The organism is Methylomonas sp. 2F7 (assembly GCF_057126975.1).
This window is the reverse complement of the sequence record NZ_CP195203.1, coordinates 2,867,399-2,890,362: the sequence shown is the minus strand read 5'-3', so window position 1 is coordinate 2,890,362 and position 22,964 is coordinate 2,867,399. Positions and strand designations below refer to the sequence as shown.

Annotated in this window: 18 protein-coding genes and 1 pseudogene; 13 read left to right on the top strand and 6 right to left on the bottom strand. The window is 54.1% G+C overall.

What is annotated here, in order from left to right:
• The first annotated feature begins 22 nt into the window (after positions 1-22).
• The 6 genes from tsaB to rluB all read left to right on the top strand — a co-directional run bounded on the left by tsaB (position 23) and on the right by rluB (position 4,772).
• Entirely contained in the window at positions 23-709 is a 687-nt protein-coding gene (gene tsaB, locus ACR64Q_RS12805; RefSeq protein ID WP_313732262.1) for a tRNA (adenosine(37)-N6)-threonylcarbamoyltransferase complex dimerization subunit type 1 TsaB, read from the top strand.
• Between the two features lie 101 nt (positions 710-810).
• Positions 811-1,431: an L-threonylcarbamoyladenylate synthase gene (locus ACR64Q_RS12800; protein ID WP_026601221.1), complete on the top strand. Its 621-nt coding sequence runs from the start codon at positions 811-813 to the stop codon at positions 1,429-1,431.
• A 7-nt stretch (positions 1,432-1,438) separates the two neighbouring features.
• Positions 1,439-2,092 carry a site-2 protease family protein gene (locus tag ACR64Q_RS12795; protein WP_026601220.1) on the top strand — a complete coding sequence of 218 codons (654 nt, stop codon included), beginning with the start codon at positions 1,439-1,441 and terminating at the stop codon, positions 2,090-2,092.
• A gap of 2 nt (positions 2,093-2,094) precedes the next feature.
• The gene (locus ACR64Q_RS12790) at positions 2,095-2,916 is read left to right on the top strand and encodes a segregation and condensation protein A (protein ID WP_313732263.1); all 822 of its coding nucleotides are present in this window, start codon (positions 2,095-2,097) and stop codon (positions 2,914-2,916) included.
• Between the two features lie 409 nt (positions 2,917-3,325).
• Positions 3,326-4,024, top strand: a complete 699-nt coding sequence (gene scpB, locus ACR64Q_RS12785) for an SMC-Scp complex subunit ScpB (RefSeq protein ID WP_483823331.1) — start codon at positions 3,326-3,328, stop codon at positions 4,022-4,024.
• A 25-nt stretch (positions 4,025-4,049) separates the two neighbouring features.
• Positions 4,050-4,772, top strand: a complete 723-nt coding sequence (gene rluB, locus ACR64Q_RS12780; RefSeq protein ID WP_081733903.1) for a 23S rRNA pseudouridine(2605) synthase RluB — start codon at positions 4,050-4,052, stop codon at positions 4,770-4,772.
• A gap of 67 nt (positions 4,773-4,839) precedes the next feature.
• On the opposite strand, the gene ACR64Q_RS12775 is transcribed toward rluB, so the two are convergent.
• Positions 4,840-5,946, bottom strand: a complete 1,107-nt coding sequence (locus tag ACR64Q_RS12775) for a hypothetical protein (RefSeq protein ID WP_313732265.1) — start codon at positions 5,944-5,946, stop codon at positions 4,840-4,842.
• 424 nt (positions 5,947-6,370) lie between these two features.
• Between ACR64Q_RS12775 and ACR64Q_RS12770 the strand changes: the two are divergent.
• A pseudogene (locus ACR64Q_RS12770) lies at positions 6,371-6,890 on the top strand (REP-associated tyrosine transposase).
• 47 nt (positions 6,891-6,937) lie between these two features.
• Here the strand turns inward: ACR64Q_RS12770 and ACR64Q_RS12765 are convergent.
• The 5 genes from ACR64Q_RS12765 to ACR64Q_RS12745 form a co-directional block, all read right to left on the bottom strand.
• Positions 6,938-10,225, bottom strand: coding sequence for an error-prone DNA polymerase (locus tag ACR64Q_RS12765; protein WP_313732266.1), 3,288 nt, complete (start codon positions 10,223-10,225; stop codon positions 6,938-6,940).
• Positions 10,209-11,699, bottom strand: a complete 1,491-nt coding sequence (locus tag ACR64Q_RS12760) for a Y-family DNA polymerase (protein WP_313732267.1) — start codon at positions 11,697-11,699, stop codon at positions 10,209-10,211. Before ACR64Q_RS12760 ends, ACR64Q_RS12765 begins: the two co-directional genes overlap by 17 nt.
• 7 nt (positions 11,700-11,706) lie before the next feature.
• Positions 11,707-12,321, bottom strand: a complete 615-nt coding sequence (imuA, locus tag ACR64Q_RS12755; RefSeq protein WP_026601212.1) for a translesion DNA synthesis-associated protein ImuA — start codon at positions 12,319-12,321, stop codon at positions 11,707-11,709.
• Positions 12,318-12,935, bottom strand: coding sequence for a transcriptional repressor LexA (gene lexA / locus ACR64Q_RS12750; protein WP_313732268.1), 618 nt, complete (start codon positions 12,933-12,935; stop codon positions 12,318-12,320). The genes imuA and lexA overlap by 4 nt, the downstream gene beginning before the upstream one ends.
• A 307-nt stretch (positions 12,936-13,242) precedes the next feature.
• Positions 13,243-14,049, bottom strand: a complete 807-nt coding sequence (locus tag ACR64Q_RS12745) for a response regulator (RefSeq protein WP_026601210.1) — start codon at positions 14,047-14,049, stop codon at positions 13,243-13,245.
• A gap of 153 nt (positions 14,050-14,202) precedes the next feature.
• Between ACR64Q_RS12745 and ACR64Q_RS12740 the strand changes: the two genes are divergently transcribed.
• The 6 genes from ACR64Q_RS12740 to abc-f all read left to right on the top strand — a co-directional run bounded on the left by ACR64Q_RS12740 (position 14,203) and on the right by abc-f (position 22,950).
• Positions 14,203-14,766, top strand: a complete 564-nt coding sequence (locus ACR64Q_RS12740) for a DUF447 domain-containing protein (RefSeq protein ID WP_026601209.1) — start codon at positions 14,203-14,205, stop codon at positions 14,764-14,766.
• Positions 14,763-15,449 carry a (5-formylfuran-3-yl)methyl phosphate synthase gene (locus ACR64Q_RS12735; protein ID WP_026601208.1) on the top strand — a complete coding sequence of 229 codons (687 nt, stop codon included), beginning with the start codon at positions 14,763-14,765 and terminating at the stop codon, positions 15,447-15,449. The genes ACR64Q_RS12740 and ACR64Q_RS12735 overlap by 4 nt, the downstream gene beginning before the upstream one ends.
• 123 nt (positions 15,450-15,572) lie before the next feature.
• Complete coding sequence (locus ACR64Q_RS12730) at positions 15,573-18,869, top strand: bifunctional diguanylate cyclase/phosphodiesterase (protein WP_026601207.1); 3,297 nt, start codon at positions 15,573-15,575, stop codon at positions 18,867-18,869.
• A gap of 72 nt (positions 18,870-18,941) precedes the next feature.
• Positions 18,942-19,856 (top strand): AEC family transporter, encoded by a 915-nt coding sequence (locus ACR64Q_RS12725; RefSeq protein ID WP_036276945.1) that lies wholly within the window; start codon positions 18,942-18,944, stop codon positions 19,854-19,856.
• Positions 19,853-21,073 carry a competence/damage-inducible protein A gene (locus ACR64Q_RS12720; RefSeq protein WP_313732271.1) on the top strand — a complete coding sequence of 407 codons (1,221 nt, stop codon included), beginning with the start codon at positions 19,853-19,855 and terminating at the stop codon, positions 21,071-21,073. Before ACR64Q_RS12725 ends, ACR64Q_RS12720 begins: the two co-directional genes overlap by 4 nt.
• The gene (gene abc-f / locus ACR64Q_RS12715; protein WP_313732272.1) at positions 21,064-22,950 is read left to right on the top strand and encodes a ribosomal protection-like ABC-F family protein; all 1,887 of its coding nucleotides are present in this window, start codon (positions 21,064-21,066) and stop codon (positions 22,948-22,950) included. Before ACR64Q_RS12720 ends, abc-f begins: the two co-directional genes overlap by 10 nt.
• Positions 22,951-22,964 lie beyond the last annotated feature (14 nt).

Sequence of the window (22,964 nt, the reverse complement as noted above, 5' to 3'; positions counted from 1 at the left end):
TCTTGTTGACAGAGGTACAGATTTGAAATTATTGGCAGTAGAAACCTCCACCGACGCCTGTTCGGCGGCTTTGTTTATCGATGGCGAGATTAGCGAAAAATTTGCCGTCGCGCCTCGCGAACATACCAAATTGATTTTACCGATGATCGACGAATTGATGGCCGATGCCCAGCTCAAACCGCAACAACTGGACGCTATCGGTTTGAGTCGCGGGCCCGGTTCGTTTACCGGTGTCAGAATTGCCGGCGGCGTGGTGCAGGGCATTGCGTATGGTGCCGATTTGCCGGTGGTGCCGGTTTCGACGTTGGCGGCAATCGCCCAAGATTTTTTTAATCGTCGCGCCGATGCTGAGCTGAGTTTTACGGCGATGGATGCACGGATGGACGAAATTTTTTGGGGTGTGTATCAACGTAACGAATTAGGTTTGGCGGAGTTAAACGGCGCAGAAGCCGTGACGCCCGCCGGCGACGTGATATTTCCCGACCGCGCTGGCTTTGGCGTCGGTTCCGGCTGGGACGTTTATGCGGAGCAGTTGGGCCAACGTTTAGCCGAGCGTGTGCTGGGAGTTGAGGTCGAAGTCTGGCCGCGTGCCGGCTGTGTCGCGCAATTAGGCGCTTACGGTTTTGCCAATGGTTTGACCGTGGCTGTCGAGCAAGCCATGCCGGTTTATCTGCGCGATAAAGTGGCAAAAAAACAATCGGAAAGATAAGTGAGCTAGCCTCTTTGACCAGCCGCTAAAACTGCGTCGCGACGTTTTTAAGTGCCTTCTAAGGTACAATGGCGTTTTACCTAAGCCGATATTTTTAGCCCATGGCGCAATATTTCGAAATTCATCCGAAAAACCCGCAGCCGCGCTTGATTCAACAAGCCGTTAATATTTTGCGGAACGGCGGGGTCATCGTTTATCCCACCGATGCTTCCTACGCACTGGGCTGCCAGATTGGCGATAAGGCGGCGATGGATCAAATTCGCAGCCTGCGCCGGCTGGATGATAATCATAACTTCACGCTGTTGTGTACCGACCTGTCGCAGGTTTCCAACTTTACCAAAATGGGCAATGAAGCTCATCGCTTGATCAAAAAGCTGACGCCCGGCCCATTTACGTTTTTACTGGATGCCACGCGCGAAGTGCCGCGCCGTTTGCAGCATCCGAAAAAGAAAACCATAGGCGTCAGGATCACTGATCATCCGGTGGCTCAAGCCTTGGTCGAGCAGCTTGGCGAACCGTTGTTGACATCCACCTTGATGATGCCCGGCGATAGCGAGCCCTTGGCCGATCCTTACGAGATCAGAAAAAGGCTGGAAAAAGACTTGGCCCTGGTAATAGATGTCGGGGTGATCGAATATCAACCCACTACCGTCATCGCGTGCGGCGACAAGTCGATTGAAATTGTTCGGCAAGGTATCGGTATTGCGCCGATGTTGGAGTGAAAAACAAATGATGGACGAATTAACCCTGATACAAAGGATCGTAGTTTGGATTTTACCGGTGATTTTTGCGATTACCGGTCATGAAGTGGCGCACGGTTGGGTGGCGAAGAAGTTGGGCGATAACACCGCCGCCGACCAAGGCCGTTTAACGCTGAATCCTCTCAAACATATCGACGTGCTAGGCACGCTGGTTATTCCCGGTTTATTGTTGCTGACCTTTACCGGTTTTGTGTTCGGTTGGGCCAAGCCGGTACCGGTCGATCCTCGCGCGTTTAAAAAGCCGCGCCAAGCTATGGCGATCGTGGCGGTAGCCGGTCCTTTATCCAATTTGTTGATGGCGGCGGCCTGGGCTTTGCTGGCTAGAATCGGCGTGATGCTGGAAATCGAATATATCTCCTTCCCGTTGATCTACAGCGGTGTTGCGGGGATCAGCATCAATTTGGTTTTGGCTTTGATCAATCTTTTGCCTATTCCGCCGTTGGATGGCAGTCGGATTTTATCCGGATTGCTGCCGGATTATTGGGCTTGGCAGTACAATCGATTGGAACGGTTTGGTTTTATTTTTTTGTTGATATTACTTGCTACCGACGTGTTGCAATATTTGCTGGCTTATCCAATGTACTACGCCCAACAATTATTTTTTAGTTTGGCGGGCATGTAGTTTTGAACGAAGTAGCATTAGCGGTTGAAGCCGCGCTGCCGCCGCTGGCGCTGGTTCAAGGCCAGCCCTATCAGGATTTACCGGACGATCTCTACATTCCGCCGGATGCGCTGGAAGTCTTTCTGGACGCGTTCGAAGGACCGCTGGATTTGCTGTTGTATTTGATTCGCCGGCAGAATCTGGATATTCTCGACATCCCCATCGCCCAGATTACCAAGCAATATATTGCCTACATCGACATGATGGAAAATATGCGTCTGGAGCTGGCCGCCGAATATCTGGTGATGGCCGCGCTGCTGGCGGAGATCAAATCGCGGATGCTGCTGCCCAGACAGCCGGAAAGCGAGGAAGAAGAGGAAGACCCCAGAGCGTTTTTGATCCGTAAATTACAGGAATACGAAGCGATCAAAAAAGTCGCCGAAGAGATCGATCTGTTGCCCAGAAACGAGCGTGATACCTTTGAATTCGCTGTCGATACCTCGACCGTGGATATTAAGCAAATTCTGCCGGATGTGCAGCTCAAGGAACTCCTGCTGGCCTTCCAGGATATATTGAAGCGTGCCGAGAGGCTTAGTCACCATCAAATAACCAAAGAACCCCTATCAGTCCGTGAACGAATGGCAGCCATTTTGGAAAAACTTAACGGAGCAAATCAGCTCCCTTTCGCAGCGTGTTTTACCCGAAGTGAAGGAAAAAACGGAGTGGTTGTCGCGTTTCTTGCCATCCTTGAACTCTCCAAGGAACGCATCATCGACATCTTCCAGCCCGAACCTTACGCCGGCATCCAGGTCAGAATCCGCGTCGATAGCGGCACCGGGGACTGATTCACAGTTAGCTGAAACCGTCGTCGATGATGTTATTCCCGCAGCCAAACCCAGAACGCCCCGCAAACCTCGCATCAAGCCTGAGCCGGTCACGATATTTGTCCCGGTCAAACGGCGCGCCGTGCGTTTTCCTTTGGCCTGGTCCGGTAAGGCACGCATTCCGGTTTTACCGGCCAGCGAACCTAGCGAACCTGTCCCTGTGGCCAAGTTTCGTCGGCAAGCGGTACGCTTGCTGCCTGTTTGGCAGACTAGCTGGCAGCCAGTTGCGCCGGAGGCCACGGCCGTTAGCCAGGCTAGGCGTGCAATCCGCTTGCCGCAGCGCTGGTCTGAGGTTATTCGCGCCAGCACTGTCGAACCCATCCTGGTCGAACGCCACCGATTACAGCCCGACATAATTAAAGAGTGCGACATGAACACCAAGCGCATTGTGGAAGCCATTTTGTTTGCCGCCAATCGGCCGATGACGATTAAGCAGATCCAGGAAACCTTTCCGGAACTGGAGCAACCCGATACTTTGTCGGTGCAAATGGCCCTGGATGAAATCGCCCGCGACTACGCCGATCGGCCCATCGGACTGCGGCAATTGGCCAGCGGCTACCGGTTTCAGGTGCGCGAAGGTCTGTCGCCTTACGTGACGCGCTTGTTCGAGGAAAAGCCGGCTCGCTATTCACGCGCGCTGCTGGAAACCCTGGCCATCATCGCCTACCGCCAGCCGGTGACGCGCGGCGAAATCGAGGACATTCGCGGCGTTAGCGTCAGCAGTTCCATCATTCAAACCCTGTTGGAGCGCGAGTGGATTCGCGTCATCGCCCATAAGGAAGTACCGGGCCGGCCGGCCTTGTTCGGCACCACCAAACAATTTCTGGATTATTTCAATTTAACCTCATTGAGCGAATTACCGACGTTGGAAGAAATCGTCAATTTCGATTTCGGCAACTCGCCTCAACCGCAACCTGAGCAGGACCACAGTGAAAGACCGCAAACCGCCGAGATCGAACAACCCGTCAGCCCCACAGGACAAACGGACCCAGAAACCGCAGGCTCGGAAACCGAGTTCGACGCCCAAATCGAAGCCGGCCTCGGCGCCGAAAACCTTACCCTCCACTAAAGCCGCACCTGCCGGCGGTGAGCGCATCCAGAAACTACTGGCGAGGGCCGGCGTCGGTTCGCGGCGCGAAATCGAGCGCTGGATAGAAGAAGGCAAACTCACCGTCAACGGTAATCCGGTACAGCCGGGTTACCACTTAAAACCCGACGACCATCTTCAAATCAATGGTCGGGTGGTGAAATGGGAAAAATACGCCGAGCAGCCGACCCGGGTACTGGTGTATCACAAGCCGGTCGGCGAACTGGTTACCCGCCGCGACCCGGAAGGCCGCCCGGTGATTTTTACCCAACTGCCGCGCCTGCAAGTGGGTCGCTGGATTGCGGTTGGCCGTCTGGACATCAACACCTCCGGCTTGATTTTAGTCACCAATAACGGCGAACTCGCCAACCGCTTGATGCACCCGTCGCGCGAAGTCGAACGTGAGTACGCGGTGCGGATTTTAGGCGAAGTGGACGATGCCATGCTGGCGCGCTTGAAACAAGGCGTGGAACTGGAAGATGGCCCCGCGCATTTCGAAGACGTCAGCTTTTACGCCGGCGAAGGGGCTAATAAATGGTTTTATGCCACGGTGAAGCAGGGGCGGAATCGTCTGGTACGGCGTTTATGGGAATCTCAAGGCGTTAAAGTCAGCCGCTTGATTCGGGTCCGTTACGGTGATGTCGGTTTGCCGGAGCGGGTTAGGGCGCATTCGTTTTACGAGCTGGAGGCCAAGGAGTTGGCCGCTTTGATGGAATTTGTGGGGTTGTAGTCGCGTTGAACTAATCGATACCGCAGTTGGCAAGCCGTGTCCGCCGCGGAGTGATGATCTTAATAGTTCAGTGGAGTTTTGAGGTCGGATTCTCTTCGGTCAGCGTTGCGATCACTCCGTTAATGATTTCGTTGATTCGAGTCTTTTCTTGTTCCGGAAGATTTTGTAGTGGGGGGCACGTCAGGGTCATGGTGAATACGCTTCGCTTAGTGCCGATCGTGAAATGAAAAACCTGAAAAAATTGGTCGCGTTCTTGTTTTATTAAAGGCGGGACTGGAATTATCGCCTTGCCGTCGGCAGAGTAGTTGACCGTCATCCCTTGCTTTGCAGCAGATTGTTTGACCAGATATACTCCAAATTCTTCGGGATATTCCGGACCATCTGAGTGGACTCTCGAAATTTCAAGCCTACAGATGTAATCCTCGCCAAAGGTTGCGTCGATCTGGTCTGCGGGCGTTTTTGAAATACGCACGTAGTTCGGGAGCACCACAGATACCGATTCTTGTTGGAATTTGACCTTTACGGTTGCCGGTCTATCAGGCCTGCCGAACAAGAGTTCGTCGGTATCACTTAGGAAGTATTTGACGTTTTCGGGACTTGTGCTGACAAGTCCAGCACGCAAACTACGTTGAAAATCCAAAATTTGAGCCGCCGATCTCATAGCGGCCAATGCTCGCCTTTGCACGCTGTTCTCGCTATTGGCTAAGGTTTCGTCATGGTTGTTCTTGATGTTTCTTAGAATTTTTGCCACGAATTGGCAGTAGGCTTGGTATGGTTCGTCGCTGGCCGAATGAATTGCGGCAAAGATGCCGGGCTTTTGCTTTCGTTCCGCGTTGCTCGTTGGTAGAAACACTAAATTGTCCAGCGAATTGAGATCCCAAATGAATGGTCCTCCTGGAAAAGTCAGCGACGCGGTACGGATATATAGTAGAAATTCGGCAATATCCTTTGTAGTTGCGACCTCGTGTGGGATTAGGTAATGCAATTTGCCGGACACCCATAAATCCGGATCCCAAGACCAAGCAAGTGGGTTATTTTCTGCTTGGATATTCGGAAGTGCCGCTCTTAATATCTTTTTGAGTTCTTCTAAGTCGGTTGGCGTGAGATTGACCGCTGGATAGTCAGTTGTGGACTCAATAGCCGAAACTTTTTTCTTAAACAAATTCTTCAACATTTCTCAGCTCTATATGGCTTGATATTATCCTTATACGGCGCTTAATTGCGGATGAGAGCTCTTGGTTGGCGCTTGCAAAACAATTACCAGCAAAGTTGCTGCAAAGGTTGCTCGCAACTCACTATAGTTGGTAGTTTTCCAAAGTCAAAAACAACGCTCCCCTATTGCGAAGCTTAATTGAATGCCGGTTCTTGCGCCTGCGGGCGAGAGCTTTCGCTACGAAAACCATCCCCGGTTTTCGCCCTTCGGGCCAGCCTGGCGGCTGTTCAAATTAGCCATGTAGGCCGGAATAAGCGTTAGCGTTTCCGGCAAGCGTGTAATTGCCAGAAACGCCTATCGGCTTATTCTGGCCTACACTAGGACGGTGATTTTTGTCGGAAATGTCTGCCCTGGACTAGGCTGAAAAATAATCTTAAAGCGGGTTATGAGCAATTATAGGCGGTTGTATGTTCCTGGCGGCTTGTATTTCTTTACGGTTGTGGCATATCGTCGCCAACCGATTTTCGCCGGTATTCAGCGGGTTGCGTTGCTTCGTCAGGCGTTTCAAGAGGTTAAATGCAAACGACCTTTCGACATAACCGCTGCCGTCATTTTGCCTGATCATTTGCATTGCCTCTGGCTATTGCCGGAGGGCGATTTCGATTATTCAACCCGGTGGCAAATGATTAAAACTGCTTTTTCTCGAAAGAGTTTCGGCGAGTGTGAAAAAAGACGGTGCAAAAACCATTTGGCAACCACGTTTTTTCGAGCATTGCATCCGTGACGAATCCGACTTTAATAAGCATTTGGATTACATCCATTACAACCCCGTCAAACATGGTTTGGCCTTGTCTCCCGGGGAATGGCCGCACAGTTCGTTTCAACGTTTCGTAGATACTGGGTTTTATCCCGCCAGTTGGGGGTGTGCCTTGGCTGCGGATATTGCGGACTTGGACTGCGAGTAGTCGAGTTGGGTTAAGGGATAAAAACTATTCTCTTAATATTTGGCGCTTTAATGAAAATCCCGCGATTTACTCGCCAATTCTCCAATCCAACTGCTCCAGTCCTCCAACTTGCCGGCGACCAGATGCAACACGCCGTCTTCTTGCTGGATGGTGCCGGTTACCGACAGCAGACGAGCTTTGAGCAAGGGTTTGCGTTGTGCCAGAGCGGTGGCGGGCCAGACCACCAGATTGACTTGGCCGGTTTCGTCTTCCAGGGTGACAAAGGTCACGCCGGCTGCGGTCATCGGTCGCTGCCGGCATATCACCAAGCCGGCGACTTGGGCGATGCTGCCATTGCGCCGTTGCCATAAGGAGGCGGCGGTGGTCACACCTCGGCGGCGCAAGCGTTCGCGCAGCAGGCCTAACGGATGCTCGCGGAGGCTGAGTCGGGTGCTGGCATAGTCCGCCAATACCTCTTGGCCCGGTTTGGGGGCTTTTAATAGCGGCGTCGCTTCGGTGATTTCCGCTACCCCAAATACGGGTGTGGCTGCTTCCACTCCGCTGGCCGCCCAAAAGGCACGATGCCGGTTGCCGGCCAGACTTTTCAAAGCATCGGCCGCTGCCAAGCATTCCAAATCTTGCCGATCCAGACCGGCACGCGCGGCGAGATCGGTAACATTGGCAAATGTTTGTCGGCCTTGGGCCTGGATAATCTTTGCCGCCGCGATTGCCGATAAACCCTTGACTTGATTAAATCCCAAGCGTATGGCCGGCGCGGCGTTGGCGGGAAACTCCAATGAACATTGGCTTTGACTGGCTTGCACATCCACCGGGCGCACTTCTACGCCATGGCGGCGGGCGTCTTGCACCAATTGCGACGGTCCGTAAAAGCCCATCGGTTGGCTATTCAACAAAGCGCAACAAAACGCCGCTGGATGATGGTATTTCAACCAGGCCGAGACATACGCCAGCAAGGCAAAGCTGGCCGAATGCGATTCCGGGAAACCGTAATCGCCAAAGCCTTTGATCTGCTGGAAAATCCGCTGGGCGAACTCCTGGCTGTAACCGCGCGATCGCATACCGTCCAGTAATTTGCGCTCGAACGGCTCCAGGCCGCCCTTGCGTTTCCACGCGGCCATGGCTCGGCGTAGTTGGTCGGCTTCGTCGGCAGTAAAACCGGCGGCGACCATAGATAATTGCATGACTTGTTCCTGAAAAATCGGGATGCCCAGGGTGCGCTCCAGAACGGCTTTAACTTCCGGGCTGGGATAATCGACCGGTTCCAGGCCCTTGCGCCTCGCCAGATAAGGATGCACCATCTCGCCTTGAATCGGGCCGGGGCGGACGATGGCGATTTCGATGACCAGATCGTAATAGTTTTGCGGCTTCAGGCGCGGCAGCATGGTCATCTGCGCCCGCGACTCGACTTGGAACACGCCGATGCTGTCGGCTTGTTGCAGCATGGTGTATACCGCCGGGTCTTCGGCGGGAATATCGGCCAGGGTCCAAGCGATGTTAGGTGAGCCTGTTTCTTCGGTAGGGGTGATAAAAGTCGAAACAGTCCCTTCTCCCTCCGGGAGAAGGTTAGGATGAGGGCGGTGGTTATGATTTGAATATCCCCTCACCCCAGCCCTCTCCCGGCGGGAGAGGGAGTTTTTGCAATTCTCTTCAACAAAGGGATATTGGTGCTGGGGCGGCCGGCAATATTGACCAAGATATTCCAAGGCCTTACGAATCGCGCTGAGCATGCCCAACGCCAGCACGTCCACCTTCAACAGGCCCATCGCTTCCAGGTCGTCTTTTTCCCATTGAATCACGGTGCGGTCGGTCATCGCGGCATTTTCTACCGGCACCAGGCGTGAGAGCTCGTCGCGAGCGATCACGAAGCCGCCGACGTGTTGCGACAGATGGCGTGGAAAGCCTTTGATTTGCTCGACTAGTACGGCCAGGCGTTGCACTATGGGGCTGTCCGGGTCGAAACCGCATTCTTTCAGCGATTCCGGCATTAGCTGATAGCCATCCCATCGATCCACGCTGTCGGCCAGGCGTTCGACTTGCGCCAGATTCAAGCCCAAGGCTTTACCGACATCTCGTACCGCGCTGCGAGTGCGGTAAGTAATCACCGTGGCGGCCAACGCGGCCCGATGCCGGCCGTATTTTTGGTAGATGTATTGAATCACTTGCTCGCGGCGTTCGTGTTCGAAATCGACATCGATGTCCGGCGGTTCGTTGCGCTCGCGGGATAAGAAGCGCTCGAACAATAGATTCATCCGGCCGGGATCGACTTCGGTGATCCCTAGGCAAAAACACACCGCCGAATTAGCCGCCGAGCCGCGTCCTTGGCAGAGGATGCCTTGTTCCCGCGCGTATCTGACAATGTCGTGTACAGTCAGAAAATACGGCTCGTAAGCCAAGTCGGCGATCAGAGCCAGCTCGTGTTCGATTTGTTGGCGGACTTTTGCCGGCTCGCCATGCGACCAGCGTTGGCGAACGCCGGCTTCAGTCAAATGCCGCAGCCAGGACGTGGGCGTATGCCCATCCGGCACCAGTTCTTGCGGATACTCGTAACGCAATTCGTTCAGCGAGAATTGGCAGCGTTCGGCAATGATTAACGATTGTTGCAGCCATGCCGCTGGATAAAGCTCGGCCAGCTGGGGCAGGGGGCGTAGGTGACGTTCGCCGTTGGTGAACAAGGCATAGCCCAGTTGTGATAAGGGTTGGCTGAGGCGAATTGCGGTCAGTGTATCTTGCAAAGCCCGGCGCGAGCGGCGGTGCATATGCACATCGTTGCAAGCGACAATTGGAATATCTAATTGCCTAGCCGTAGCTTGAGCCTGTTGGCAATAGCTTGCGTCGAGGCCGGATAGAAACAGGCCGATCCCCAGCCACAGATCGTCGGCAAACAGCTTTTTCAACCAGCGGCCATCGTCTGCCATGAATTGGTCGTTGGCTAACCAGATGGCCAGACAGCCTTGCGGAAAATGCTTGGTTAAATCGGGTCTAGTCAGCCGATAGCTGCCCTTTTCGGCTTGGCGGCGGGCGAGGGTAATCAAGGCGGACAGGTTGCCGTAGCTGCTTCTATCCGTTGCCAGCAAGACCAGTTTCAGACCGCCTTCCAAGACAAACTCGCTGCCGATGATCAGTTTGATATTGTGTTTCTTAGCTGCCAGATGCGCTCTTACCACGCCCGCCAGTGAGCATTCGTCGGTCAGCGCCAGTGCCTGGTAACCCAGGCTGGCTGCTTCCTCGACCAGTTCTTCAGGATGCGAGGCGCCGCGCAGAAAGCTGAAGTTGGACAGGCAGTGCAATTCCGCAAAACCGAGGTTTGGCGCGCGGGCCTCATCCGAACAGGCCATGGATAAACCACTGTTGTCTGGCGGTTAAATCGCGATATACCCACAGCTTACGACCGCGTTTATCTTGGGCGATGTGATAGTCGCGGCGGATCGGCAGGTCGTCCCACCAGCCGGACTCGATGCGTTCCGGCGAGGATAGCAGGCTAAGGCCGCTTAGCCGCACCGGTTCGGGATTAGTCAGCAGCCACAAAGGTCGAGGCGCTAAATCGGGATTTGCGGTCAGCCGGTTTGGCATGTCGGTCATGGCGCGTTCCGGGCGATGGTCGGCTTGCATACCTGGAAATGTCAAGGCGTGATGGCCCAGTCTGGCCTGCAACTGATCCAAAACCGCTTGCCATTCGGCTTCGCTGCCTGGGGTTTCGTGGTCGTCGAACAGGCTAAAGCGTTCCGGCTGAAACGGCGCTATGGCTTCGCTCTGCAAAGTAACGGCCAGCACCGGCGCGGGTAACGGCGAGCGTTCCAGTTTTTCGTACAGCAAGCCGCACCAGTGTTTAGGGTCGCGACTGCCCGCGCGAAAATCCAATGCTAAGCGAGTGGCGGGACGGTCGTAATGGTGCAGTTCCAGGGTGATGCCTAGTGTTGTGGCGTCGCGGTTTTTTAGAAATGCGGCAAATTCGCCGGCCAGCTGTTCGACAGCCGGAAAGAAATGCTCGATACGTTCCAACTCGATCGGCATCTCTCTGCTGGCCTGGAAGTGGGGTGGACGATGGAAAGCTTGTAAAACTTGAGTTTGTTGGCCGGCGAGTCTATCCAGTTGTTGCAATAACACGGCGCCATAGCGCTTGGTCAGACCGTCGCGCGGCAAGCGCCACAGGTCGGTGAGTTGGCGAATGCCGGTGCGGAATAGCCGGCGTAAGATTTTATCGTCCAGCGCCAAAGCTGAGATGGGCAACGGACCCAGTGCCGAGCGCAAGGCCTGGCGGTCGGTGACTATAATTTCCAAGCTTAGTCTTGCCAGTAAGGTGCTGGCAGCTGGGGATGGGCTAATGGCGATGAGCGGACGATGCCTAGCGGTTTGCAATGCCGTTCTTAGCTTATCTTGTAAGCGCTCTACACCACCGAATAGGGTCAGACAGGAACGAATTTCCAGTAGCAGGCAGTCCGGCTGATCCAGGCTGACCCAGGGACTGAAATCCAGCGCAATTTCGGCGAGTTGTTGTAATGCCTGGCGTTCGGCGAACGGATCGCGGTTCCGAATGCTCAAGCCGGGACACAGGGCTAAAGCGGCAGCGGGGGCCATGCCTGGTTCGACGCCGGCTTGCCGGGCTGCTTCCGAGACCGCATATAAAGGAGTTTGGCCTTTGCTCTGCGCCGAACAGGTGACGGCCTGATCTAAATCCAGATGCAGTGCGGCCAAAGCCAAGTCGGGAAAATACGCGCATAACCAAAGTTGGCTATTGGCTGCGTTGGGTTTGGCAATGGCATCGACCCGGTGCGCCGGGGTTGGCGATAGTGCTTTGGCGGTTGCAGCCATCGTTTTCTTATAGCGGCAAGATTAATGACGCGCGTTGCAAACTGCCGCGCGCCTTCAAAATGTGCAAGGCCAGGCCGGTCTCCGCCGGCTTGACTTCCAGACGTAATGCCGTATAGCCGCTGCCGCTACGTTGCTTTGGAAACAGTACTGCCAACGCGGAACCGGCTTCGGCGGCCAATTGTAAGCGGCGGATTTGATGATCGCTGAGCCGGCGCGGCCAAGCCAAAGTCATGCCGCAGCGGCCGCTACGCAGTAGTTTTTCCAGACTCCAGGGAATATCCGACTCTTGCCGGCAGTCTACTACCAGAACATAGGCTAGATCGATGCCGGCCTGCGCCAATGCCGGTGCGTAAGCTTGCTGCGGCGGGGCGATCCAGGCTATCCAGCGTTTGCTTTGCGTCATGCCGGCCATGGCCGGCAGCAGCAGGCTTAATTCGCCGATGCCTAAGCAGGGCGATAGAATTTCCAACACGCCGCCTAAGGGCCAGCCGCCACCTGGTAGCAAGGCATCAAGCTCGGCAAAGCCGGAAGGAATGACCGGCCAAGCTTGGTGTTCCGAACGCAAGCCGCGCCAGACGCCGGTTTGCGAGCGCAAGAGTTGGTCCAAGGCGTTTGCATTCATAGCCCGCTGCGAATCACGCCGACCACCACGCCTTCGATCACCAAAGGCTCGCGTTGCAAATTCACTACGATTACCGTGAAATCCGGATTGGCCGGTTCCAGATAAGCCATATGCGTTTTACTGTCCAGACGCAATCGCTTTACCGTGGCTTCGTCGTGAATCCGCGCCACGACGATCTGGCCGTTACGCGCTTCCGGCGTGCGTTGCACGGCTAACAGATCGCCATCCAGAATGCCGGCATCGCGCATGCTCATGCCTTGTACCCGCAACAGATAATCGGCGCGGTTGTCGAACAACTCCGGTCCCAGGCGGCAATAGCGCTCGATATGTTCTTCGGCCAGTATCGGCTGACCCGCCGCCACCCGGCCGACCAGCGGCAAGCCTTGCTCGGGAGCCGGCGTCGGTTTCAGTAGGCGGATACCGCGCGAGGCGGCCGGTACCAGTTCGATGGCACCCTTACGTGCCAAAGCCTGCAAGTGGCCGCGAATGCTGTTGGTGGAGCGCACATCAAAGGCAGCGGCGATTTCGGCGATAGTCGGCGGAAAGCCGTCCTGTAGCAAACTGCGCTCGATGAAGTTCAGGATTTCTTGTTGGCGGTCGGTAAGTGGTTTCATACTGTTTATATAGTTACTGCTTTTATGAGCAGTATAGTGCTGTTGGTCGGATTGACGCAAGCGGTCAGAACGGAAAGAGACTCCCGCTTGCTTGGCAGCGGTGGCAGAGATATGTTGGATTATGAAGGGATGTTAATTAGCTGAAGATATGCTCAAGCATTGGCCTAACAAGCGCTTACTTGGTACAGACCGGCAGAGCCCAAGAGTGCAGACCAAGGGCGAGTTATGGCAGGTGAAAAGGGATAGGCCGCCGGTCTCTAGCTGTTGGCGGATGGGGCGGTTAATCGGGATAAAGCTTAAGCAAGCTTCAATCCGGTTCCAACACCCGAAACAACATTTCCTTAACGGTCTGCGGGTCGAAAGGTTTGTCGCAAATCGCCGAGACCCCGGCTTTGTGGACATTGCTGAGGCGGGTTTCGTTTTCTTCGCTGGTGACCATCAAGATCGGTACGATGGAATTACCCAAATCCTGGCGGATGGTTTTTATCAACTGCTGGCCGTCCATCACCGGCATATTGTAATCGGTGACGATCAGGTCGAAGGCGTTTTGGTCACGAGCGAATACATCAACGCCTTCCTTGCCGTCCTGAGCCTGGGTGATTTTGACGATGCCCATATTGTTCAACACCCGGCTGATATGCTTGCGGGCCAGCGGACTGTCGTCAACCACCAAGACCCGCACGTTTTCGATGTCGTAATGTTCCAGGCTGATTTCTTGCGGATCGATGAACTCGATAGTGGCCCGTAAGGCGTTTTTCAAATCGTCGTGAGCGAAGGGCTTGGGTAGAATCGCCACCACGCCGGCCTGGCGGATGGTATCCAGCACCGCGAAACTCGATTCGCTGGAAATCAGCATGAAGGGGACATGGCTCAAAGCCTCGTCGCCGCGCAGATGCTCGACCAGTTCGGTAGCCATCATATCCGGCAGATACAGGCTGCTGATAATCAAATCCGGGCGATGATTATGCAAGCTTTCTAGTGCAGTTGCCGCATTGGCAACACCTTCGATTTTGGCAATTCCTTCGTCACGTAAGTGCTGCATGATGACTTTTAATTGCGTGGCTGAAGGTTCAATCAGCAAAATCGATAAGTCGGCAATATCTATAGCATGCATAATCGTCTGGCCTGGTTAATGTTGATCGAAATTGCATCCTGCATGCGCCGGCTGGAAAAAAAATCCCCAAGGGTAGCCGGCGAGATTAAAATTGCGCGTTGGTTTGCCGGTAAACCGGCAACATTTCACGCTTCAGGATAGACCTAAACCACCATGATTCAAGAAACCCTCGTCACCACCGTCAATCTGCAAGGCGATACGCACATCGCGCCGATGGGGGTGCATGTTGAACAAGATCAATACATTATCTTGCCGTTTCGGCCCTCGACCACGCTGGATAATCTGCTGGCTAACAAAACCGCTGTCATCAATTATTGCGACGATGTACGGATTTTTGCCGGTTGTCTGACCGGGCGTAGGAACTGGCCCTTATTGCCCGCCCAACAAGTCGCAGGGTATTATTTAGCCGACAGCTTGGCGCATACCGAACTACAGCTTGTCGGAAGCGAAGACGACGACACCCGGCCGAAATTGTTTTGCCGCGCTGTGCACACGGTCAACCATAAGCCGTTCCAAGGCTTTAACCGGGCGCAATATTCGGTGCTGGAAGCGGCGATATTAATCAGCCGGCTGGATAGATTGCCTTGGGAGAAAATTCAAGCCGAGCTGGATTATTTGCGCATCGGTCTGGATAAAACCGCCGGCGAGCGTGAGCGTCAGGCTTGGGATTGGTTAATGACGGCTATTGAGCAACATCGCCGGGGAGCGCAAGTATGACCGCGATGTTGGCTAGCGTGAATAGTTTGGCCGAAGCTTTGTTGGTCGAGGCCGCCGCCGTCGACATTATCGATTTAAAACAACCGGCTCGCGGCGCGTTGGGGGCGTTGGACGTTGCCGAGGTTGCCGAAATTGTTCGCCACTTGCAACCGGGTAGCTGTGTTAGCGCCACTATCGGCGATTTACCGATGCAGCCCGAATTGATCCTGCCGGCCGTGCAAGCCATGGCGGCTACCGGGGTAAATTATGTGAAGATCGGTTTTTTTCCGGGTGGTGACTGGCAGGCCTGCATTGCGGGATTACAAACGCTTGCCGAGCAGGGAGTGGCCTTGGTCGCGGTATTGTTTGCCGATACCCGCCCGGATTTTGCGATGATCGATGCCTTAGCCAAGGCCGGTTTTCGCGGGGTGATGCTGGATACCGCCGATAAACAGCTCGGCTCGTTGACGCGGCTGATGACCCTGGACGAATTGCAGAGTTTTGTCGATAGAGTCGCCAGTCTGGGCTTGCTGAGTGGTTTGGCCGGTTCCTTGCGAGCCGACGATGTAGCGAGTTTAGTGCAGTTAAGTCCGGATTATTTGGGGTTTCGCGGCGCCTTGTGTCGGGAGCATTCCCGCACCGCGCAACTGGATGTCGCGCAAATCGACAGACTTAGACAACATTGGCGCGCTTTAGCGTATTGAATGAGCCTGCTGATGAATTGACAGTACCCATCGCACTATCGATAGAACATAACAATAACACTAGCCGCTAACAGACTTAAGTCTACATAATATTGGCAGACCGGCAAACAGCAAGGGAACACTGTGGAGCAATATAGCGAACAAAACCAGGCCAGGCCTCTGCTTTGGACGGTGCTACTACTTTTACTTGCGCAGTTGCTTAGCTTGTATTTTCCGCTATCGGAATCCTTGCGGCCGTTTGTCAGCCAATCCTTAGGCGTACATACCTTGATGGAAGGTTTTTCCATCGTGATTTCCGCATTGGTTTTCGCCGTGGGTTGGAGCGTTTATCAAAAGGAAAACTCCGCCGGATTCATGATGCTGGCCTGCTGTTTCTTAGGCGTGGCGGTCCTGGATTTAATGCATACCCTGTCTTTCAGTGGCATGCCGGCCTTTATCACCGAAAGCGATCCGGAAAAAGCTATCGCTTTTTGGTTGATGGCCCGCGCGTTTGCGGCGCTAGGCTTAGTGATGGGTTTGCTGGTGCCAAGCAGGCAAATATCACCGGTATCGCGCTCATTGATGTTGAGCGGTGTGCTGCTCTATATTGTTCTGGGTTGCTGGCTGGTGTTTTTCCATCAGGACTGGTTACCGCGCACCTTTGATGCAGTTCAGGGCTTAACGTCTGTTAAAAAAGCCTGCGAATATCTATTGGCCGGCGTCTATGCTCTCAGTGCCATCGGCTATTTACTCCAAACCCGCCGTCAACATTCTTACGATCCGGCTGGTTTGGCGGCGGCTGCCGCTATCATGGCCATGAGCGAGCTGTTCGTGACCTTTTATGCCAGCGTGACCGATTTATATATTTTGCTCGGCCACATCTATAAAGTAGTCGCCTATGGCCTGATCTACCGTTCGGTATTTCTCAACAGCATCCAACTGCCTTACCAGAGGCTTTATCAAGCCCATCAGGCGCTGTCCGGTAGCGAAGCCAAATTTCATGCAATTATCGAAGAGTCGCCAATTGCTTATGTACTGCATGATAGCCAAGGCAATATCAATTATTTGAACTCGGCTTTCGTGAAAACGTTTGGGTATACGCTAAGCGATATTCCGACCTTGGCGGAATGGTGGTGGCATGCCCATCCCGATGCCGAATATCGGCAGCAGGTCATCGCTAATTGGCACAGTTATCAGCGTGTTCCCCATTCCGCGGCCGAGTCCAGCCAAACCGCGGAATTGAAAGTGTGTTGCAAGGATGGCAGGTGCCGGATGGTGTTGGTTGACATCGTCTTATTGGGCGATAGCTTGGCAGGTAATCAATTACTGATTTTGCGCGATATTTCCGAACGGTTGGAAGCGATGCACAAACTAGCCGATTCGGTAAACATGCTGCAAACCGTCATCAACACCATCCCCAGCCGCGTATTCTGGAAAGACCTGAATTACCGTTATCTGGGGGCCAACTTAGCCTTCAGTAGGGATGCCGGGCTAGATAGCCCCGCCGAATTGATCGGTAAATCCGATGAGCAATTAGTTTGGCGAGATTTAGCGCACTTATATCGAGCAGACGATAAGCAGGTAATAGAGAGTAATACGGCAAAATTGAATTACGAAGAAATGCTAATGGGGCCGGCAGGTAAAACCATGCATTTGCGAACCTCAAGAGTGCCCTTACGTAATTTGCAACAACAGACTATTGGTGTGTTGGGTGTGTACGAGGACATTACCGCGCGGAAAAGCGCCGAAGAGGAAATGCAACTGGCGGCCTTGGTGTATTTGAACAGTAGTGAAGCAATGATGGTCACCGATGCCACGGGCACTATCATCACGGTTAATCCGGCATTTACCACGGTAACCGGATATTCGGCGGACGAAGTGATAGGCCGCGCCTTTGTCGGCGGCGCTACAGAGCCTCATGATCAGGCTTTCTACAAAACCGTCTTGCGGGTAATCAATACCAACGGTCAGTGGGCCGGCGAAATCAGCGGCCGTCGCAAGAACGGCGAGGATTGCATCCAGTGGGTAACTATCAACTCCATTCTGAATGAGAGCGGTGGTGTGCACAGGCGGGTGGCCTTGATCGCGGATATTACCGACCGGAAAAAATCCGAAGAATTGATTTGGCGGCAAGCCAATTTCGATCCGCTGACCGGTTTGCCGAATCGCAATATGTTTTTAGATAGGCTCAATCAGGAAATCAAAAAGGCTTTTCGGCATGGTAGGCATGTGGCCTTGATGTTTCTGGACTTGGACCGCTTCAAGGATGTCAATGACAGCATGGGCCACTTCATGGGGGACGTGTTGTTGAAGGAAGCGGCGCGGCGCATCAGCGGCTGCGTGCGCGATTGCGACAGCATCGCCAGGCTGGGCGGCGATGAATTCACCGTGATTCTCGGCGAGTTGGACCAAGTGGAAGGCGTCAACCGGATCGCCCGGAATATCTTGCAGGGCTTGGCGGAACCGTTTCGGTTGGGAAATGAGACGGCCTACATTTCCGGGAGTATAGGCATTGCCCTATATCCGGACGATGCGCTGGATACCGATTCTTTATTAAAAAATGCCGATCAGGCGATGTACGCCGCCAAAAATCAGGGTCGCGACCGTTACCAATATTTCACTGCCTTGATGCAGCAGAACGCCCAACTGCGCATGCGGCTGGCCAACGATTTGCACGGCGCGCTGGCCCGGCAGCAGTTTTTACTGCATTACCAACCGATCATCGAATTCGCTAGCGGCAGCATCGCCAAAGCGGAAGCTTTGTTACGTTGGCAGCATCCGACGCTGGGAATGGTTAGCCCGGCCGAATTTATTCCGGTTGCCGAAGATACCGGGGTTATCGTTGATATTGGCGATTGGGTTTTCGACACCGCTGTGCGTCAGGCCAAACAATGGCGGCAAACCTACCATCCGGATTTCCAGATCAGCGTGAATAAATCGCCGGTACAGTTCCGCAAGCAAGCCATGGAAGCCAATCAATGGATAGTCTTGCTGCGGGAGCTGGAATTACCAGGCCAGAGCGTGATAGTCGAAATCACCGAAGGCTTAATACTGGATGCCAGCAATAGCACTCGCGAACAATTGTTGGCGTTTCGCGATGCCGGCATGCAAGTGGCTTTGGACGATTTCGGCACCGGTTATTCGTCCTTGGCCTATTTGAAAAAATTCGACATCGATTACATCAAGATAGACCAGGCGTTTGTCAGAAGTCTGGTGGCCGGCTCCAGTGACATGGCCTTGTGCGAAGCCATTGTGGTGATGGCGCACAAGTTAGGCATCAAAGTCGTCGCCGAAGGTATAGAGACCCAGGAACAATACGATCTATTAAATCGAATGGGCTGCGATTACGGACAAGGCTATTTAATTTCCAGACCGGTTCCGGCCGATCAATTCGAACTACTACTCGACAAGGCAGTAGCCCAAGCGCCGGGTGGCGATTAGCATATTTAGCCAATTACTAGGGCTAATGCTTTAGCCGCGTGTCACCGCCGCCAGCCTGATAAAATGCGCGGCATGAATACAACCTTGATGCAAATGACCGTGCTGATGCTGTGCGGTGCCGGTTGGCGGGTCTTGACGCCTAACCGTTTGTCGGCAGACCAAACCCGGCTGGTGTTAACCAGTGTGGTTTATTACTTTTTTATGCCGGTTATGGTGCTGGATGTGCTGTGGCGGGCGGATATTGGCTGGCAATCGTTACAATATTCAGCATTGGGTTCTATCAGTATCTTGTTGTCGATTTTGGCAAGTTGGCTGCTTGCTAAGTTGTTTAGATTTAAAAACCCGCAAACCGGGGCGGTGATTTTGGCGGCAGCTTTTCCAAACGTCACGTACCTGGGCTTGCCGGTATTGGAGCAGATTTTCGGCGACTGGACCCGGTCTTTGGTCATCCAGATCGATTTGTTTGCCGAAGCGCCGTTGGTATATACCTTAGGCATAATGCTGGCCCGCCATTACGGAGCAACCGGGGAACCAAAACCCAAATCGCTCTTGGCGTTTTTTAATGCGCCGCCGTTCTGGGCCGCTTTTGTCGCGGTCGTGTTAAACCTTAATCAGGTGCCGATACCGTTCTGGGTAGGTGGCTTACTGCAAAAATGTTCCGGAGCGGTGGCACCGTTGATGATTTTTTCTTTAGGCTTGGCGCTTAGTTGGCGGGATATACGTGTGCGCAACTTACCGTTCATCGCTCCCACCGCATTGATTAAGTTATGGCTGATGCCGCTGATTGCGTTGTGGCTGGCAAATTTGCTCAATTTGACCGGCCAGCCCAGGGCGGCGGCCGTGATGGATCTAGCCATGCCGAGTATGGTGATGGGCATCGTGTTATGCGACCGCTATAAGCTGGACAGCGGTTTATATGCGATGGCCGTGACGGTGACGACGGCCTTGAGTTTAGTGAGCTTACCGCTCTGGTATCGGGTGTTATGAAACAGATAGCCGAAATATTCTCGCAAGGCGAGGAAATCGTTTGCGGGCAAACCGTGGACAGTAATGCCGCTTGGCTCTCCCGGCAATTGGTTGAAATGGGTTTTACCCTAAAACGCCATACTGCGGTCGGCGACAACCTGCAAGATTTGGTTGCCCTGTTTAGGGAGATCGGTGAACGGGCCGATTGCTGTATTTGCACCGGCGGCCTAGGGCCGACCAGCGACGATCTCACCGCCGAGGCGGTCAGTATTGCCAGCGGCCAGTCATTGCAATTCGACGCCCGGGCCTTTGCAGACATTCAACAGTATTACGCGCGTCGCAATCGAGTGATGCCGGAAGCCAATCGCAAGCAAGCCCTGTTGCCGCAGTCTGCGATGCGCATCGATAACGCTTACGGCACCGCGCCGGGCTTTGCCCTGCAATTTAAACGCTGCTGGTTTGTGTTTTTGCCGGGTGTGCCCTCGGAAATGAAGCATATGTTCACCACTCTTGTAAGGCAGCAATTACTGGAGCGTTTTGATTTGCAGCCGGAGTGTTTGGTTAGCCTACGCAGCATAGGTATAGGCGAATCGGCGATTCAGCAGTGCTTGGCGGATTTTGATTTGCCGGACGGCGTGCAACTTGGGTTCCGTGCCGCAGTCGATGAGGTGCAGACCAAACTGTTGTTTGCCAGCAGTTTTCCCGAGCAAGAAAAGCGTGACTGTGTGGCCGCCGTTGCGGAGCGGATCGGCGATTACGTGTTTGCCATCGACGGCCTAAACGAAGCGCAAGGCGATCTGCTGGACGTCGTGAGCAAAGCCATGAGCCGGAAATCCTATTCCCTGGCCTTGCTGGAAACCGCCAGCCAGGGCCAGTTAGCCGCCAAATGCTTGGGATGCGACTGGTTGAGGCGCGTTGAAATTAATCTGGATTGGGGACGCAATACCGGTGCAGGTGAAGCGGGAGGCGGTGATGTACTGCCCATCGCCAAAATTTGGGCCGAACAACTCAAAGCCCGCGAGCAAACCGATTTTGCCTTAGTTCAGCTTTTTAGCGGCAGCGCCGCAGACTATCGGGATAAAGATAAAGCCATTGTCCTTTACAATGCATTAGCAACACCCAGCGGCGTGGTCTCGACCCAGCTCAATGCCTATGGCGCCCTTAAATCCAAACAAAACCAGGCCGCCTTACTGGCGCTGGACTTACTCAGACGTTACCTACAAAACAAATGCCTTTAATCCGCTTAACCAATGTTTCCATCGCCTTTGGCACCCACGCGCTGCTCGATAACGCCGCCTTTCAACTCGACGCCGGCGAGCGGGTCGGCTTGCTGGGCCGCAACGGCGAGGGCAAATCCACGTTAATGAAAATTATCGCCGGCGATATTCATGCCGACCACGGCGAAATCTGGAAACAGCCGGAGCTGCGTTTGGCTTGGCTGGAGCAGTCGCCCAATTTGGACGAAAACGAAACCATCTATGAAGCGGTGGCCGGCGGACTGGGCGAGCTGGGCCATTTGATTGCCCGCTATCACGAACTGCTGCACCACATGGACGGCAGCGAGCAATCGCTGCAAGCCTTGGGTGATGTGCAGCACAAACTGGAAGCCGACAACGGTTGGGAGTTTCAAACCCGCGTCGAAGCAGTATTAAGCAAATTGCAGTTGCCGGCGGATGTGCTGGTTGGCAGCCTGTCCGGCGGTTGGAAACGGCGAGTGGCCTTGGCGCGGGCCTTGGTAATCGATCCGGAAGTGTTATTGCTGGACGAGCCAACCAACCATTTGGATTTCGAAAGCATAGCCTGGCTGGAAGAGCAAATCCTGGCCTTCCAGGGCGCGGTGATGTTCGTCACCCATGACCGGGCGTTTTTGCAAAAACTGGCGACGCGCATTATCGATTTGGATCGCGGTCAATTGACGTCCTGGGCCGGTAATTATCAAGATTATCTGGCGCGCAAGGCAGCGGCTCTGGAAGACGAAGCCAATCAAAACGCCGAGTTCGACAAGAAGCTGGCCAAGGAAGAAGTCTGGATCCGGCAGGGCGTCAAGGCCCGGCGCACGCGTAACGAAGGCCGGGTTAGAGCCTTGAAACGTTTGCGCGCCGAACGTTCCGAGCGGCGCAACACCCAAGGCACCGCCAAGCTCAGTTTGAACAAAGGCGAAGCGTCCGGCAAAAAAGTCGTCGAAGCCATCGATGTGAATTTTCAATATCAGGACAAACCCATCATCAAAGATTTTTCGCTACGCATCGAGCGCGGCGACAAGATCGGTTTGATCGGCAACAACGGCGCCGGCAAATCCACCTTATTGAAGCTACTGCTCGGCCAATTGCAACCCACCACCGGCACTATAGAGCTGGGCACCAATCTACAAATCGCGTATTTCGATCAATTGCGCGAACAGCTCGACCCGGATATTTCGGTGGCCGACAGCGTGCTGGATGGCGGCGAGTTTGTCGATACGCCGGATGGCAAACGACATGTGATGTCTTACCTGGCCGACTTTTTGTTCGCGCCGGCCAGGGCGCGTTCACCGGTCAAAAGTCTGTCCGGCGGCGAGAAAAATCGCTTGTTGCTGGCGCGCTTGTTTACCAAGACTGCTAATCTTATCGTGATGGACGAACCGACCAACGATCTGGATTTGGAAACCCTGGAGATATTGGAAGAAAAACTGGTCGAGTACCAAGGCACCTTATTGCTGGTCAGTCATGACCGGGAGTTCTTGGATAACGTTGTGACCAGCGTGTTGGTGTTCGAAGGCGAGGGCAGGGTCGAAGAATATATCGGCGGTTACGCCGACTGGTTTGCCCTGATGGAGCAGAACAAGAAAGCTGAAGCGGTAAAAACCGCCGAACATGCCGTAAAAAAAGAAAAACCCAAAGCCGGCCCGGCCAAGAAGCTCAGCTTTAAGGAGCAGAGGGAACTGGAACAACTGCCGGCGCTGATCGAACAGTTGGAAACCCTGCAAACTCAGCTGACGGCGGAAATGAACGAGGCCAATTTTTATAAACAGAGCCCGGATGCGGTGGCCGCCAAGCTGGCGCAATTGCAGACTGCCGAGGCCGATCTGAGCCAGGCTTATCAGCGTTGGGATGAGTTGGAAGCCATGCAAGGCTAAGAGTTTCCGGCCGG

What these genes read in the sequence shown, in the direction of transcription:
- ACR64Q_RS12725 (WP_036276945.1), top strand. Translation starts at nt 18,942, where the DNA reads ATGAATACAACCTTGATGCAAATGACCGTGCTGATGCTGTGCGGTGCC.
- ACR64Q_RS12740 (WP_026601209.1), top strand. Translation starts at nt 14,203, where the DNA reads ATGATTCAAGAAACCCTCGTCACCACCGTCAATCTGCAAGGCGATACG.
- ACR64Q_RS12760 (WP_313732267.1), bottom strand. Translation starts at nt 11,699, where the DNA reads ATGGCTGCAACCGCCAAAGCACTATCGCCAACCCCGGCGCACCGGGTC.
- ACR64Q_RS12720 (WP_313732271.1), top strand. Translation starts at nt 19,853, where the DNA reads ATGAAACAGATAGCCGAAATATTCTCGCAAGGCGAGGAAATCGTTTGC.
- lexA (WP_313732268.1), bottom strand. Translation starts at nt 12,935, where the DNA reads ATGAAACCACTTACCGACCGCCAACAAGAAATCCTGAACTTCATCGAG.
- imuA (WP_026601212.1), bottom strand. Translation starts at nt 12,321, where the DNA reads ATGAATGCAAACGCCTTGGACCAACTCTTGCGCTCGCAAACCGGCGTC.
- ACR64Q_RS12745 (WP_026601210.1), bottom strand. Translation starts at nt 14,049, where the DNA reads ATGCATGCTATAGATATTGCCGACTTATCGATTTTGCTGATTGAACCT.
- ACR64Q_RS12775 (WP_313732265.1), bottom strand. Translation starts at nt 5,946, where the DNA reads ATGTTGAAGAATTTGTTTAAGAAAAAAGTTTCGGCTATTGAGTCCACA.
- ACR64Q_RS12765 (WP_313732266.1), bottom strand. Translation starts at nt 10,225, where the DNA reads ATGGCCTGTTCGGATGAGGCCCGCGCGCCAAACCTCGGTTTTGCGGAA.
- abc-f (WP_313732272.1), top strand. Translation starts at nt 21,064, where the DNA reads ATGCCTTTAATCCGCTTAACCAATGTTTCCATCGCCTTTGGCACCCAC.
- ACR64Q_RS12735 (WP_026601208.1), top strand. Translation starts at nt 14,763, where the DNA reads ATGACCGCGATGTTGGCTAGCGTGAATAGTTTGGCCGAAGCTTTGTTG.
- scpB (WP_483823331.1), top strand. Translation starts at nt 3,326, where the DNA reads ATGAACACCAAGCGCATTGTGGAAGCCATTTTGTTTGCCGCCAATCGG.
- ACR64Q_RS12800 (WP_026601221.1), top strand. Translation starts at nt 811, where the DNA reads ATGGCGCAATATTTCGAAATTCATCCGAAAAACCCGCAGCCGCGCTTG.
- ACR64Q_RS12795 (WP_026601220.1), top strand. Translation starts at nt 1,439, where the DNA reads ATGATGGACGAATTAACCCTGATACAAAGGATCGTAGTTTGGATTTTA.